Origin of the sequence: Microbacterium sp. 22179, assembly GCF_052045715.1 — a bacterium.
GTDB lineage: Bacteria > Actinomycetota > Actinomycetes > Actinomycetales > Microbacteriaceae > Microbacterium > Microbacterium galbinum.
Window position 1 is genome coordinate 185721 of the sequence record NZ_JBQEPJ010000005.1, and the last position, 13905, is coordinate 199625.

The window sequence follows — 13905 nt, forward strand, 5'->3', positions numbered from 1 at the left end:
ACGATCACAGTGCGAGGTGCATGCGAAGGCACTCGTCGACCTCTCCCATCAGTTCGGCAGGCACCCATCCCACCGGCCGAACAACGCGCGAGGTCGCGATCGTGCGGACTTGTTCGATCTGAACCTTCGAATCGACACTGAGCCCGGTGCCCGCCGCAGGCAACAGAACCTGAAATGGGAGGACTCGCGCGACATTGGAGGTGACCGGCGCGACCGTTACCGTCGCGCGCGTGCTGCGTACAGCCGCGGTGTTGGCCGTGTTGTTGCTGACGACAACGGCAGGACGGGTCTTCGCGGCCTCGGCCCCGACAACCGGGTCGAAGGCGACCAGCACGATCTGGCCGCGCCGCAGCAGCGTGGTCGACGGCGCACTCACGCTGAGGCGAGTCCGTCGCTGGCAGCCGTGTCCCATTCGTCGTCGTAGCCTTCAGCGAATGCTTCGGCGTAGGCATCTGCCAGACGGCTCTCGCGCAAGAGCGACACAGCATCCTGAACCGCCGCCGACCGGGTGGCGTATTTTCCCATCAGGACCTCCGCGTCGAGGAACGCTACGTCGCTCGCACTGAGGCTGAGGCTGACCTTGCTGTTCGTCATGACTCAATGCTACTCGGGTAGCAAGGATATTGCCACCTCCTAGCATTCGCGCTTGGGACGTCGCGCAAGCCCCAGCACAGCTTCGGAGATCCGCGCCAACACGCCGGGCAGACGGATGCCGTGACGGCGCGTCGCGCGCAGATCTCCGAAGTTGTGCGGGGGGCGGGGGCCTTCGACGGGCTCAGGGACACAGCTCGAGGGACCGGGGCGGCAGCCGTCAGCGCTTGCCGGCGATCTGGCGGCCGACGATCTCGCGCATGATCTCGTTCGTGCCGCCGTAGATGCGGTGCACGCGGGCGTCGAGGAACGCGCGGGCGATCGGGTACTCGGTGATGTAGCCGTAGCCGCCGTGCAACTGCACGCCCTGATCGAGCACCTCCCACTCGCGCTCGGTGGCCCAGAATTTGACCTTCGCGGCCTCCTCGGCCGACAGCTTGCCCTGCGAGTACGCGAGCAGCGCCCGATCGATGTACGCCCACAGCGCGTCGACCGTGGTGGCCATGTCGGCGATCGTGAAGCGGCTGTTCTGGAAGTCGATGATCCGCTCGCCGAACGCCTCGCGGTCCTTCGTGTAGGCGACGGTCCAGTCGAGGGCGGCCTGCGCGGCCGCGGCACCCGCGACGCCGATCGACAGGCGCTCGAGCGGCAGGTTCATCATGAGCTGCACGAACCCCTTGCCCTCGACCCCGCCGATGAGGTTCTCGTCGGGCACGAACACGTCGCTGAACGACAGCTCCGCCGTGTCGTGGCCCTGGAAGCCCATCTTGTGCAGCTTCTTGCCGTGGTCGAAGCCCTCCATGCCGTTCTCGATGAGCACGAGGCTGAAGGCATCCGGTCGGTTGCCCTCACCGGTCTTCACGAACGTGACGACCAGGTCGGCGGTCGCGCCCGACGAGATGAACGTCTTGGCGCCGTTGACGATGTACCCGCCGTCGACCTTCTTGGCGGTGGTCTGGATGCCGCGCAGGTCGCTTCCCGCGCCGGGCTCGGTCATCGCGAGCGCGCCGACGACCTCGCCGGTCGCCATCCGCGGCAGCCATTTCGACTTCTGCTCCTGGGTGCCCATGTGCACGAGGTACGGAACCGCCAGGTCGTCCTGGATGCCGAAGGCCCCGGCGAGCGAGCCCGCACCGGCGGCGATGACCTCTTCGTTCACGACCGCGCGGAAGCGGTAGTCCTGCAGCATCCCGGCCCCGCCGAACTCCTCGGGAACCGACAGGCCGATGATCCCGGCCTCGCCCGCCGCTCGCATGGTGTCGCGGTCGACCTCGCCCGCGGCATCCCACCGCTCGATGTCCGCACCCGTCACGTGGCGCTTGACGAAGTCCTTGACGAGGTCGCGGAAGGCCTCGTGATCCTCTTCATAGATGTCGCGTTCCATTGCGCGTCCTCCTGAACGTGTCGGCGTCTTTGCTCCCGCGATTCTAGGGCGACGACGGATGCCGCGACAGGACGTTGTGGGAATGCATCCCGCGTTTCGTGGTACTGGGTACCGCGATTGTGGGATGCCTCCGAGCGTCGTTCAGGGCAGGTAGTCGGGCGCGGCAGGAAGGCCGAAGAACTCCTCGAGCGTGTGGAACCCGCCCGCCTGGTAGGCCGCGGCGAGGTCGCGCCCCACGTAGCGCAGGTGCCACGGCTCGGGAGCGTACCCGGTGACACCGGAGCCCCCGTCCTCGTAGCGCACGATGAACCCGTACTCCCACGCGTGGGCGGCGACCCAGTCGCTCTGCGTGGTGCCGCCGAACCCGTCGAGCCCGCCGCAGCCCAGGCCGCACGCGACGACGTCGACCGCGAGGCCGGTCTGGTGCTCCGAGTGTCCGGGGCGCGCGGATCCGGCATCGGCCCCGACCTGCCCCTGGTCGCGCACGTGCGACTCGTAGGTCGTGACCTGCAGGCCGTACGAGCGGTAGCCGTTGTTCGCACCGAGGCGCCCGACCCCGGCCTCGATGGCCGCGTTCGCCATGTCGCCGACCGCGGTCGCGACGTCGGTGCGCACCTGCCCGGATGCCGTGGTCATCTGCAGCGGCACGTCGGCGAGGGCGCCGGGTGCGTAGTCGGCGGGGTCGAGCGGTCGCGCCTTGTTGACGACGACCCACACCCGGGCGGGGTCGGAGAGCGAGATGCACGGCGCGTTGCCCGCCACGACGGCGGCGCGGAACGCCTCGCCCCCGCCGAAGCCGGCGATGGTGGCCGCGTCGTCTCCGGCGGCGAGCGACTCCTGCACGGATGCTTCGGCGCACGGGTCGGCGGCCGGGGTGGAGCCGACGTCGACCGAGGGCACCTGCACGACCGCGACCGGCTCGGGCATTCGTGAGGCTTCGGGCGCCGAGGATGCCGGCGCCGAAGCGAGGGAGAGGAGGATGCCGATGGCGGTCACCGCGACGCCGATCGGCAGGGCGGGACCACGGATCGGGGAGCGCGGAGCCGCATGCTGAGCGTGCGGCGATTCGGGCATGATCTCCATTCTGCCCCGATCACCGCGCGGTGACCGATATGCATTCACAGGCAGGCACCGGAGCGACGGCATCCGCGGGGTGCGCCGACCGGGGTCGACCAGTACCTGCCGACCCCGGGGCAGCCGGACGTAGGCTGAGGGGATGAACGCTCACGTGCGGGATCCCCGGGTGTGTCCGACCTGCGGCGGGGCGTTGAAATTCGAGATCCTCGACGACGAGCGCTTCCTCGTTGTCTGGTCGTGCGTGGAATGCGGGTTGATCCGGGCGACCGAACCGACGGGATAACTTCTTCGTCATTTTCTTCGAACCTCGCTTGCGTTAACTTCGGATGCATGTTCGAATGAAGCATGCGTTGGCAGGGACAGAAGCTCGGAGAGACGGATGCCGCGGCGCTCCCCGGTCTCGAAGACCGGTCGAGCGTGCTGCGCTCGGTGACGACCCCCGAGTTCGCCGGCATGACCTTCCACGAGGTGCTGTCGAAGTCGGCGCTCAACCATGTTCCCGGCGCGTCGCGCATGCCGTTCGCGTGGACGATCAACCCCTATCGGGGATGCAGTCATGCCTGTGTCTACTGCGTCTCGCCGGACACGTTGATCCTCTGCGCCGACGGGCGCCAGCGTCCCCTACGCGACCTGGAGATCGGCGACCAGATCATCGGCACCGAGCGCGAGGGCGCGTACCGCCGCTATGTGCCTACCGAAATCCGCGCCAAGTGGTCGACCCGCAAGGCGGCGTATCGGGTGACGCTGGCCGACGGCACCGAGATCATCGCGAGCGGGGATCACCGATTCCTGACCGAGCGCGGATGGAAGCACGTCACCGACGCAGAGTCCGGGCAGAGACCGCACCTCACCACGAACAACCGGTTGTTGGGGTTCGGAATCGGGCCGGCGGGGGCAGACATCGACCAGACGAGCGCCGATTATCGACGCGGCTACCTGGCCGGGATGATCCGCGGAGACGGAATGATCTTCCACGGCACCTATCCCAGCCCGGAGCGGGTGCGGAAGGTACACATGTTCCGCCTGGCGCTGGTCGATCCGGAGGCTCTCGACCGGACTCGGGAGTTCCTCGAAGCTGAGGATGTGCCGACGAGGACCAGACCATTCGCCGCTCAGACCGAGACTCGGAGCGCTGCGAACGCGATTCACACGGCGGCTCGCGCGGGAGTCGAGCGGATCGAGCAGCTCATCCTCTCGCCCGAGGACCCGAACGAGAGCTGGTTCGCTGGATTCCTCGGCGGCATCTTTGATGCGGAAGGGAGTTGTTCGCGCGGAGTGCTCCGCATCTCGAATGGGGATCCCGAACTCATCCGCCTGATCGAGCAGGGCATGCGCGCCTTCGACGTTCCCCACATCGTCGAAGGCGCGCGCGCTAACGGTGTCCGCGACGTGCGCGTGACGGGCGGGCTACCCAGCCGCCAGAGGTTCTTCGCGATCGCCTCACCTGCCATCACGCGAAAACTCGACATCATCGGAACCGCTGTGAAAACGGCATCTGATCTCCGGGTCGTGTCGATCGAACCCCTCGGTGAAGAGCAGGACCTCCTCGACATCACGACCGGGACCGGCGATTTCGTCGCCAACGGAGTCATCAGCCACAACTGCTTCGCCCGTGGGACGCACGAGTACCTCGACCTCGACGGCGGGTCGGACTTCGACTCTCAGATCGTGGTCAAGGTGAACGTCGTCGAGGTGCTCGAGCGTGAACTGCGCAAGGGCAGCTGGCACCACGAGACCGTGGCGCTGGGCACGAACACCGATCCCTACCAGCGGGCCGAGGGGCGCTACAAGCTCATGCCCGGGATCATCGAGACGCTCGCGGCATCCGGCACCCCGATCTCGATCCTCACGAAGGGCACGCTGATCCGCCGTGACATCCCTCTGCTCGTGAAGGCCGCGCAGCGCGTGCCGATCGACGTGCAGATGTCGATCGCGATGTACGACGACGAGCTGCAGAAGGCGATCGAACCGGGAACCCCGAGCACGCAGGCGAGGCTCGACACGGTGAAGGCGCTGTCGGATGCCGGTTTCCCCGTCACCGTCTTCCTCATGCCGATCCTGCCGCACATGACCGACTCGGTCGACGCGATCGCGCATGCGCTCGAACGCATCAAGATGGCGGGCGCGCGCACGGTGATCTACGGAGCGCTGCATCTGCGGCCGGGTGTGAAGCCGTGGTTCTTCCAGTGGCTCGGAGAGCACCGGCCCGACCTCGTCTCGTCGTACCGCGGCCTCTACCCGGGGGCCTCCGCCGAGGCGCCGAAGCCCTATCGGCAGTGGCTCGCGAAGCGCGTCAAACCGCTGATCCGGGTGCACGGCCTCGACGCGCGCCACGAAGACGACTACCCCCGGCGCGGATTCCGTCCGGGGCAGGGGCATGTCGAGTCGATCTGGCGTCAGGACGGAGCGCAGACGACGGGGCGGGCACCGGGCAGCCCGAGCCCGGCCGTCACGTTCCGGACCACCGGTTCGGCGACCTCGACCCCCGCGCAGCCCATGCTGTTCTGAGCGTGGGCTGCGGCATCCGCTGGTCGGGGCGAAGGGCCGCAGGCCCGTAGGCTCGGTGACTATGGCTACCGGCTCCACCATCCACACGTTCGACGTGCAACTCGCAGACACCGATCGCGGGGTCTACGAGGACTTCTCGTTGCGCGTGGCGAGGCATCCGTCCGAGACCGACGCCTACATGATCACCCGCATCCTCGCCTACGGCCTCGAGTTCGCCGAGGGCATCGGATTCAGCGAGGGCATCTCGAAGACCGATGAGCCGGCCGTTCTCGTCCGCGACCTCACCGGCGCGATCACCGCCTGGATCGAAGTCGGCGCTCCCGACGCCGAACGCCTGCACTACGGCAGCCGCCTCGCCGAGCGCACCGTGGTCTACACGCATCGCGACCCCGAGAAGGTCATGCTCCCCTGGGCCGGCAAGCGCATCCATCGCTCCGAGGACCTGCGCGTGTTCAGCTTCGACCCCGGGTTCATCGACCAGGTCACGCCGCACATCGAGCGCCGCAACACGCTCACCCTCACGGTGACCGAACAGGTGCTCTACCTCGACCTCAACGGCGCCAACCTCACCACCGCGATCCACGAGCACGAGCTCGGGTAGCCCCTGAGGGGTCAAGACGTCCGCACCCTGGGGAGGAGATCGCTCGTTCCGCAGGAGATCTCTCGTTCCGCAGGAGCCTCTCGCGGATCCGCTCCTGCGTATCATGCGATCTCCTCCGTCACGTGCGTGCACCCGCCCGCCCGCCTGCCTGCCCGCCCAACTTCGGAGATCGGGCGCGACACGCCGCGCCAACGGCCCTGAACTCCGGCGTGTCGCCTCAGAACACCGAAGTCGTGCCGCGGCTCCGGCGCGAGGGGTCGGAAAAGGCCGGGTCGGATGCTTCCGACCCGGCCTTTCGTGACCCCTCAGGTCACGCGCGCCTCAGCCCACGCGACCCTCGGCTGGCGGGGCTCAGCCCGCGCGACCCTCAGCCCGCGCGAACCTCGGCCCGCGCGACCCTCTGGCTCAGCGGGTGAGCGCCTCCGCCGTGGGGGTGCGACCGGTGATCTCGTCGATGATGTCGTCGTCGATGCGCGCGTTCTCGAACGGCGCGTCGATCTCGGCCCGGTCGAGCAGCTCGGTCATGCGACGCTGACGCTGACGCGTGATGAGCGTGACGACGCGGCCCGAGCGACCGGCGCGGCCGGTACGGCCCGAACGGTGCAGGTACGTCTTGTACTCGTCGGGAGCGTCGGCCTGCACGACGAGATCGATGTCGTCGACGTGGATGCCGCGGGCGGCGACATCGGTGGCGACGAGCACGTTCACGCGACCCGAGGTCAGACGCTCGAGGTTGCGCGTGCGCTTGGCCTGGTTCAGGTCTCCGTGCAGCGAGACCGCAGGGATGCCGGCGTCGTCGAACTGCTCGGCGAGCATGTCGGCGTACGCGCGGGTGCGAGCGAAGACCAGCGTCTTGCCCTCGCGGTCGACGAGCGAGGTGAGGATCTCGGCCTTGTCGCGGTGCTCGATCACGAGCACGCGGTGCTCGATCGTGCTGGACTCCTGGTCTTCACCGGCGACCTCGTAGACGGCCGGGTCGACGAGGAACTCGTCGACGAGAGCCGCGACCTCGCGGTCGAGCGTCGCCGAGAACAGCAGCTTCTGGCTGCCGTCGGCGGTGTGGCGCAGGATGCGCTGCACCGGCTCGACGAATCCGAGCTCGCACATGTGGTCGGCCTCGTCGAGCACCGCGATGCGGCAGTCCGAGAGGTCGAGCTTGCCCTGGTTGATGAGGTCCTCGACGCGGCCGGGGGTGCCGATCACGATGTCGACGCCTTTCTTGAGCGCGCCCACCTGGCGACCCTGCGGCACGCCGCCGTAGATCTGGGTGGTGAAGAGACCGACGCTGCGGGCGATCGGCTGGATCGTGCGGTCGATCTGCAGGGCGAGCTCGCGGGTCGGAGCGAGGATGATCGCGCGCGGCGAACGACCGAACTCACGACGCTTGCCGGCCTGCGACTGCAGCACGCGCTCGACGAGCGGGGCGCCGAAGGCGATGGTCTTGCCGGAGCCGGTGCGTCCACGGGCGAGCACGTCGCGCCCGCCGAGCACGGCCGGGATGCTGGCCGCCTGGATCGGGAACGGCGTCGCCGCGCCCATGCCAGCGAGCGTCTCGACGATGTTCGAGCCGAGGCCCAGGTCGCCGAAGCTCACACCGTCGACCTCGACGGCCGCGACGGACTTCGCCTCGAGGCGCTCGTGCACGACGTCGTCGGTCGGCTCGAAGGCCGCCTTCGGCTTGGCGTTCCAGTCGTTGCGGCCGGGGCGCGCGTCACGGCTCGGACGCTCGTCGCGGCGCGGGCGGTCGGTGCGGTACGCGCCACCTGTCGAGGGACGGCTGCGCTCGCCCGGCGCGTCGTAGGAGCGCTGCGTGCGGTCGCGGTCGAAGGCGCGGCGGGCACGGTCGGCATCGTACGAACGCTCGGGGCGATCGGATGCCGCACGGTCGTTGTACCGGGGGCGCTCGGCGCCGCCACGGTCGTCACGACGCGGACGCTCGTCACGGTCGAACCGGGGACGGTCGTTGCCGCGGTCGTTGAACCGGGGACGCTCGGCACCACGGTCGTTGAACCGGGGACGCTCAGCACCCCCACGGTCGTCACGACGCGGACGCTCGTCACGGTCGAAACGGGGACGGTCGGCACCACGATCGTTGAACCGGGGGCGCTCGGCGCCACCACGGTCGTCGCGACGCGGACGGTCGTCGAAGCGGCGGCCGGCCGAGGGGCGGTCGTTGTAGCGGGGACGCTCGGAGCCGCCCTCGAAGCGGGGACGCTCGTCGCGACGGTGCGGCGCCTCGCGGCGGCCCGACTCGGCGCGGTTGCGGATGCTGCGGGCCTCGTCGCGGCCGGCGCGCTCCTGCGCGCCCCAGCGCTGCTTGGGGGCACCCGACTCGGCCTCGGCCGGACGGTATCCGCGGTGGCCGGCGCTACGGCTTCCGGGACGACGGTCGTACCCACCGGCGGCGGGAGCGGAGCGGCGGTCGCCGGCATCCGATCGTGCGCCGCGCTCGTCGCGGCCGCCGTCACGCGACGATGCGCCGTGGTGACGGTCGTGGAAGGAGGTCTTGTTCGCGCCGTAGCGCGGCTCGAAGTTGCGAGCGGCTCGGCCGCCCTGGGGCTTCTTGTTCTTCGGCATGTGTGTCTTTCGTTCTCGCACGAGAACAGCACGGCGCACGCGGAGAAGCACCCGTGGATCAGGGGTGCCGGACGCTCAAGGGCCGGGGCCATTCATGTGATGGTTGAATGCGCGTCGATGGACGCTCACCATCGGCCCCTGGACTCACACTTCAAACAGGTAAAACGTCCGCGCGCTGCGCGGGTGTCCGAAGCCGACTTCTCCAGTGTACCCGCCGCACCTGAAAGACTCCCCCGCGGCCATACGATGGCGAGGTGAATCCCACCGGCATCCAGGTCTCCCTCCGTCGCGGCGACGTCACCGCGCAGATCGCCCAGGTCGGCGCCTCGCTGCGCGCGCTGCGCATCGGCGACGTCGACCTGATCTCCCCGTATCCGCTCGATCAGCCGACTCCGGGGTGCTCGGGCGTCGTTCTCGCACCCTGGCCCAACCGCATCCGCGACGGCCGATGGAACGACGACGGCACCGACCGTCAGCTCGCGATCACCGAGCCGAAGTTCGGCAACGCCAGCCACGGACTCCTGCGGTTCACCGCCTACGAGATCGAGCAGACGGATGCCGCTGCCACCCTGCGCGCGACGATCGTGCCGCAGACCGGCTACCCGTACCTCATCGAGACCTCGGTCACCTACGCTCTCACCGACGACGGCGTCGCGGTGACGCACACCCTCACGAACCGGTCGGATGCCGCGGCGCCGGTCGCCCTCGGAACCCACCCGTACGTGACCATCGGCGATGTCGACGCGCACGACCTCGTGCTGCGCGTGCCGGCGTCGACCGCGTTCGAGACCGACGAGCGGATGCTGCCCACCGGAACCCGTCCGGTCGAGGCGGCTCTGCGCGACGGCATCCGCTTGGGCGATGCGAAGCTCGACACCGGTTTCACCGATCTCGCGCGCGACCCCGACGGACGCGTGCGGCATTCCCTGACCGCTCCCGATGGCCGCCGCCTCACGCTCTGGCAGGGCGAGGGCTTCGATTTCGTGCAGGTCTACACGGCGACGAACTACCCCGGCCATGACCTGGCCGTCGCGATCGAACCGATGACCGCACCCGCCGACGCGTTCAACAGCGGCCTCGGCGTCCGTCGCCTCGCTCCGGGCGAGACCTGGACGCTCGACTGGGGCATCTCGCTGGGCTGACTCTCCGGCAGACGCGTGCAATAACTCAGGACGATCGACCAGAAAGGCCCCGGATCCGACGCTTTCGCGTGGATTCGGGGCCTTTCGTCCTGAGTTAGGGACAGCGCATCACTGCGACAGCCACGGGCGCTCGCGCAGTTCCCGGCGGCTGAGCGTCGCTCCGTGCGCAACGACCGACACCTCCGCCTCGGTGAGCTCCAGCTCGTCCACCGCCACCGCGGACCCCGCCGAACCTGCATCGGGCCCCTCCGGCGCATCCGGGGAGGAGTCCGTCGGCGCGGCATCCGCTCCCCCGCCCTTGCGGGCCTGGCGCCGCTCCTTCGCACCCTCGACGAGGTTGTAGAGCGTCGGCAGCACGATCAGCGTGAGCACGGTCGACGAGATGAGTCCACCGATCACGACGATCGCCAGCGGCTGCGAGATGAAACCTCCGTGCCCGGTGATGCCGAGCGCCATCGGGGTGAGGGCGAGGATCGTCGCGAGGGCCGTCATGAGGATCGGCCGCAGACGCTTCTCCGATCCGGCCTGCACGGCGGCGACCGTCGACAGACCCTTCTCCCGATACTGGTTGACGAGGTCGACGAGCACGATCGCATTCGTCACCACGATGCCGATGAGCATCAGCACACCGATCAGCGAGGCGACACCGAGCGGCACGCCCGTGATGATCTGCAGCAGGATCGCACCGGTGGCCGCGAACGGCACCGACACGAGCAGCAGCAGCGGCTGGCGCAGCGACTTGAAGGTCGCGACCATCACCACGTAGACGATGAGGATCGCGGCGAGCATCGCCAGGCCCAGCTGCGAGAACGAGTCGGCCTGCTGCGAGGCGACGCCGCCGATCTCGGCGGACGCGCCCGCGGGCAGGTCGACCGCGGCGAGCGCAGCGGAGACGGATGCCGTCGCCACGGCGAGATCGTCGGATGCCGGGGGCACGGTGATCGTGGCGGTGCGCTGCCCCTGCTCGGTGGTGATCGCGGTGGGGCCGTTGCGCTGCTCGACCGTGGCGATGTCGCTGAGGGCGACCACGCCGAGCGGCGTCGGGATCGTCAGTTCGCGCAGCGCCTCGACCGTGGTCGGGGGCTCGGGGGTGACGAGGTACACGGTGAGTGCGGTGTCGTCGATCTCGACCGAACCGAGCTGCTGCGGGCGCATCGTGTTCGACACGATCGCTCCGACGGCGACCTCCGAGAGCCCACGCTGGGCGGCGGCCTCACGGTCGACGACCACGGCGATGTAGGGCAGGGCGGCAGCGAGGTTGTCGCTCACCTGATCGATGCCGTCGCGCCCGTCGAGCTCGTCCATCACGGCGGTGGTCGCCGTGGAGAGGTCGTCGCCGTTCGACGCCGAGACCGTGATCTCGATGTCGCTCGAGCCGAACCCGGCCGACGAGGCCACCGACACGTCGCCCACGTCGGAGAGACCGTCGATCGCGTCCTGCACATCGGCGCGCAGCTTCTCCTGGTCGGCGCTCTCATCGGTGAGCACCGAGTAGGTCACGCCCGAGGATCCGCCCGAGAACGCGTCGCGCACCGAGGAGCCGCTCGACCCGATCGAGGCCTGCACGTGCTCGATCCCGTCGATGCCGCTGAGTGCGTCCTCGACCTTGATCGCGGCATCGGACTTGGTCTCGAGGCTGGCCGTCGGGCCGAGGTCCTGCGTGATGGTCATCGTGTTCTGACCGGAGTCGCCGAGGAAGTTCTGCTTCATGAACGGAGCTGCGGCGAGGGTCGCACCGAGCACGACCACGGCGAGCACGACGGTGACGCCCGAGTGCTTGAGCGTCCAGCCGAGGATCGGGCGGTACGCCTTCTGCAGGCGGGTGGGCGGAGCATCCTGGTGCTCGGGATCGATGGCTGCGCCGTTCTCGTCGAGCAGCGGCTTGCCGGGCTTGAGGAACCAGTACGCGAGCACCGGCACGATCGTCAGCGAGACGAGCAGCGAGGCGATCATCGCGATCGACACGGTCATCGCGAACGGCCGGAAGAGCTCGCCGACCATGTCGCCGACGAACACGATCGGCAGGAAGACGGCGACCGTGGTGATGGTGGATGCCGTGATCGCCATCGCGACCTCGCGCACCGCGAGCCGGATCGCATCGCCCTTGTCGGCGTCGCCGACGTAGTGCCTCTTGATGTTCTCGATCACCACGATGGAGTCGTCGACCACGCGACCGATCGCGATCGTGAGCGCGCCCAGGGTGAGGATGTTCAGCGAGTACCCGAAGGCCTGCAGACCGATGAAGGTGACGAGCACCGAGGTCGGGATCGAGATCGCGGTGACGAGCGTCGAGCGCACCGACATCAGGAACAGCAGGATGACGAGCACGGCCATCACGAGCCCGAGCAGGCCCTCGACCGCGAGCGTCTCGATGGACTGCTCGATGAACGGCGCCTGGTCGAAGATCACGGTGAACGTGGCATCGGGGAACGCCTCGCCGATCTCGTCGAGCGCGGCGATGACCCCGGCCGACACCTCGACGGTGTTCGCGGCGGGAAGCTTGGTGATCGAGATCGACAGCGCATCCTGGCCGTCGACGCGCGAGATCGAGCTGATCGGGTCGGACTCCTGGACGACGGTCGCGACGTCGCCGACGGTGAGGTCGGTGCCGACGAGTGGCAGAGCGGCGATCTCGTCGACCGAGGAGATCTTCGCGCCGGTCTGCACGGTGAGCGTCTCGCCGTTCTCGGTGATGTCACCTCCGGGGAACAGCGTGCCGTTCTGTTCGAGCGCGTCGCTGATCGCCTGGGTGCTCTGACCTGCGGCGGCGAGCGCCGCGACGTCCGGGGTGATGGTGATGCGCTGACCGACCCCGCCGACGATCTCGGCGGCGTTCACGCCATCGACGTCTTCGAGCTCGGGGATCGCGACGGTCTCGAGCTCGGCCTGCGCGTTGTCGGCGTCGTCGAAGCCCGACACGGCGACCTGGATCACCGGAAGGTCGTTGATCGAGATCGCGAGCACCTGCGGGTCGATGTCTTCGGGCAGCGTCGACGAGATGCGGTTGATCGCCTGCTGCATCTTCTGTTCGGCCGTCGCGAGGTTCGTGCCGTACGTGAAGCTCGCCTGGATGATCGAGGCGTTGGTGGTGCTCGTGGCGGTGGTCGACTCGAGGTCGGGCACGCCCTGGATCGCCGCCTCGATCGGCGTCGAAACGTCGTTCTCTACGACCTCCGGCGAGGCGCCGGGGTAGGTGGTCATCACGACGAGCGCGGGCAGCTCGAGCGAGGGGATGAGTTCCTGCTTGAGATTCGTGAGCGCGAGGCCGCCGAAGACCGCGGCGACGATCGTGATCAGGGCGATGAGCGCGCGGTTCTTCAGGCTCAGGACGGCGAGTTTCGACAAGGCTGTTCCTCAGGGTGCTGTCTGTGCGGGTGCGAGGGAAGGTGCTGCGGGTGCGGATGCTGCGGGTGCGGTGCTACCGGGGGTGAGTATCCCGGCGAGGCCGTCTCGGATGAGGCGCTCCTCGAGGGGGTCGTCGCTGATCTGGGCGTGCCAGAGTACGCCGTCGATGAAGACGGCTGCCGCCTGGGCCCGGTCCGGTCCGTGAACGGGGGCGATGAATTCGACGACCTGGTCGGACCAGCGCCGAGCCAGCTCGCGCACGCGCGGATCGTGCACGGCGGCGGTCACGACGGCCCGGTCGGTCTCGAGAGCGCGGGCGTCGGCGAGGCTCTCGGTGATGAGTCGGGCCAGCGCCTCGGGCGTCACACCGACCGATTCGACGGCCTGACGGGTGGCCTCGATGCGCAGTTCGATCTCGCGCACGAGGAAGCCGAGCGCGGCATCGCGCAGGTCGTCGAGGGTGTCGAAGTACTGGGTCGTCGCTCCGAGCGGAACGCACGCCCGGGCGGCGACCTTGCGGTGGGTGAGGGCGTCGACGCCGATCTCGACGATCAGCTCGGCGGCCGCTTCGACGATCTCGCGGCGGCGCGCTTCAGGGTCGCGTCTGCGCCGCGCTTTCGTCACCATCGGAGTCCTCCCGTACGTCCGTACATGTACATTTGTACATTTTTGGGGTGAGA

Annotated in this window: 10 protein-coding genes; 3 read left to right on the top strand and 7 right to left on the bottom strand. The window is 68.8% G+C overall.

Features of this window, described 5'->3' with window-relative positions:
- Nucleotides 1-4: 4 nt before the first annotated feature.
- The 4 genes from ACTJKK_RS12650 to ACTJKK_RS12665 form a co-directional block, all read right to left on the bottom strand.
- Nucleotides 5-376, bottom strand: coding sequence for a type II toxin-antitoxin system PemK/MazF family toxin (locus tag ACTJKK_RS12650; protein WP_440748250.1), 372 nt, complete (start codon nucleotides 374-376; stop codon nucleotides 5-7).
- Nucleotides 373-594 carry an antitoxin gene (locus ACTJKK_RS12655; protein WP_247623575.1) on the bottom strand — a complete coding sequence of 74 codons (222 nt, stop codon included), beginning with the start codon at nucleotides 592-594 and terminating at the stop codon, nucleotides 373-375. The genes ACTJKK_RS12650 and ACTJKK_RS12655 overlap by 4 nt, the downstream gene beginning before the upstream one ends.
- A gap of 217 nt (nucleotides 595-811) precedes the next feature.
- A complete protein-coding gene (locus ACTJKK_RS12660) occupies nucleotides 812-1975 on the bottom strand; it encodes an acyl-CoA dehydrogenase family protein (protein WP_440748251.1) in 1164 nt (387 codons plus the stop codon).
- 141 nt (nucleotides 1976-2116) lie between these two features.
- Complete coding sequence (locus ACTJKK_RS12665; RefSeq protein WP_440748252.1) at nucleotides 2117-3049, bottom strand: M15 family metallopeptidase; 933 nt, start codon at nucleotides 3047-3049, stop codon at nucleotides 2117-2119.
- A gap of 348 nt (nucleotides 3050-3397) precedes the next feature.
- Here ACTJKK_RS12665 and ACTJKK_RS12670 point away from each other — a divergent pair, with 348 nt between their 5' ends.
- On the top strand, nucleotides 3398-5560 hold the full coding sequence (locus ACTJKK_RS12670) for an intein-containing Rv2578c family radical SAM protein (RefSeq protein ID WP_440748253.1): 2163 nt from the start codon (nucleotides 3398-3400) through the stop codon (nucleotides 5558-5560).
- Nucleotides 5561-5621: 61 nt separating this feature from the next.
- Complete coding sequence (locus ACTJKK_RS12675; RefSeq protein WP_440748254.1) at nucleotides 5622-6161, top strand: YaeQ family protein; 540 nt, start codon at nucleotides 5622-5624, stop codon at nucleotides 6159-6161.
- A 405-nt stretch (nucleotides 6162-6566) separates the two neighbouring features.
- Here ACTJKK_RS12675 and ACTJKK_RS12680 read toward each other — a convergent pair whose 3' ends face one another.
- The gene (locus tag ACTJKK_RS12680) at nucleotides 6567-8738 is read right to left on the bottom strand and encodes a DEAD/DEAH box helicase (RefSeq protein WP_440748255.1); all 2172 of its coding nucleotides are present in this window, start codon (nucleotides 8736-8738) and stop codon (nucleotides 6567-6569) included.
- Nucleotides 8739-8992: 254 nt separating this feature from the next.
- On the opposite strand from ACTJKK_RS12680, the gene ACTJKK_RS12685 reads away from it, so the two are divergent.
- Complete coding sequence (locus ACTJKK_RS12685) at nucleotides 8993-9880, top strand: aldose 1-epimerase family protein (RefSeq protein ID WP_440748256.1); 888 nt, start codon at nucleotides 8993-8995, stop codon at nucleotides 9878-9880.
- Nucleotides 9881-9988: 108 nt separating this feature from the next.
- On the opposite strand, the gene ACTJKK_RS12690 is transcribed toward ACTJKK_RS12685, so the two are convergent.
- Together ACTJKK_RS12690 and ACTJKK_RS12695 are read right to left on the bottom strand one after the other, a co-directional pair.
- Entirely contained in the window at nucleotides 9989-13225 is a 3237-nt protein-coding gene (locus ACTJKK_RS12690; protein ID WP_440748257.1) for an efflux RND transporter permease subunit, read from the bottom strand.
- Between the two features lie 9 nt (nucleotides 13226-13234).
- Nucleotides 13235-13852 carry a TetR/AcrR family transcriptional regulator gene (locus ACTJKK_RS12695; protein ID WP_440748258.1) on the bottom strand — a complete coding sequence of 206 codons (618 nt, stop codon included), beginning with the start codon at nucleotides 13850-13852 and terminating at the stop codon, nucleotides 13235-13237.
- Nucleotides 13853-13905 lie beyond the last annotated feature (53 nt).

Coding starts and splice junctions, on each gene's coding strand:
- ACTJKK_RS12680 (WP_440748255.1), bottom strand. CDS start 8,738: ATGCCGAAGAACAAGAAGCCCCAGGGCGGCCGAGCCGCTCGCAACTTC.
- ACTJKK_RS12670 (WP_440748253.1), top strand. CDS start 3,398: ATGCGTTGGCAGGGACAGAAGCTCGGAGAGACGGATGCCGCGGCGCTC.
- ACTJKK_RS12655 (WP_247623575.1), bottom strand. CDS start 594: ATGACGAACAGCAAGGTCAGCCTCAGCCTCAGTGCGAGCGACGTAGCG.
- ACTJKK_RS12660 (WP_440748251.1), bottom strand. CDS start 1,975: ATGGAACGCGACATCTATGAAGAGGATCACGAGGCCTTCCGCGACCTC.
- ACTJKK_RS12665 (WP_440748252.1), bottom strand. CDS start 3,049: ATGCCCGAATCGCCGCACGCTCAGCATGCGGCTCCGCGCTCCCCGATC.
- ACTJKK_RS12675 (WP_440748254.1), top strand. CDS start 5,622: ATGGCTACCGGCTCCACCATCCACACGTTCGACGTGCAACTCGCAGAC.
- ACTJKK_RS12695 (WP_440748258.1), bottom strand. CDS start 13,852: ATGGTGACGAAAGCGCGGCGCAGACGCGACCCTGAAGCGCGCCGCCGC.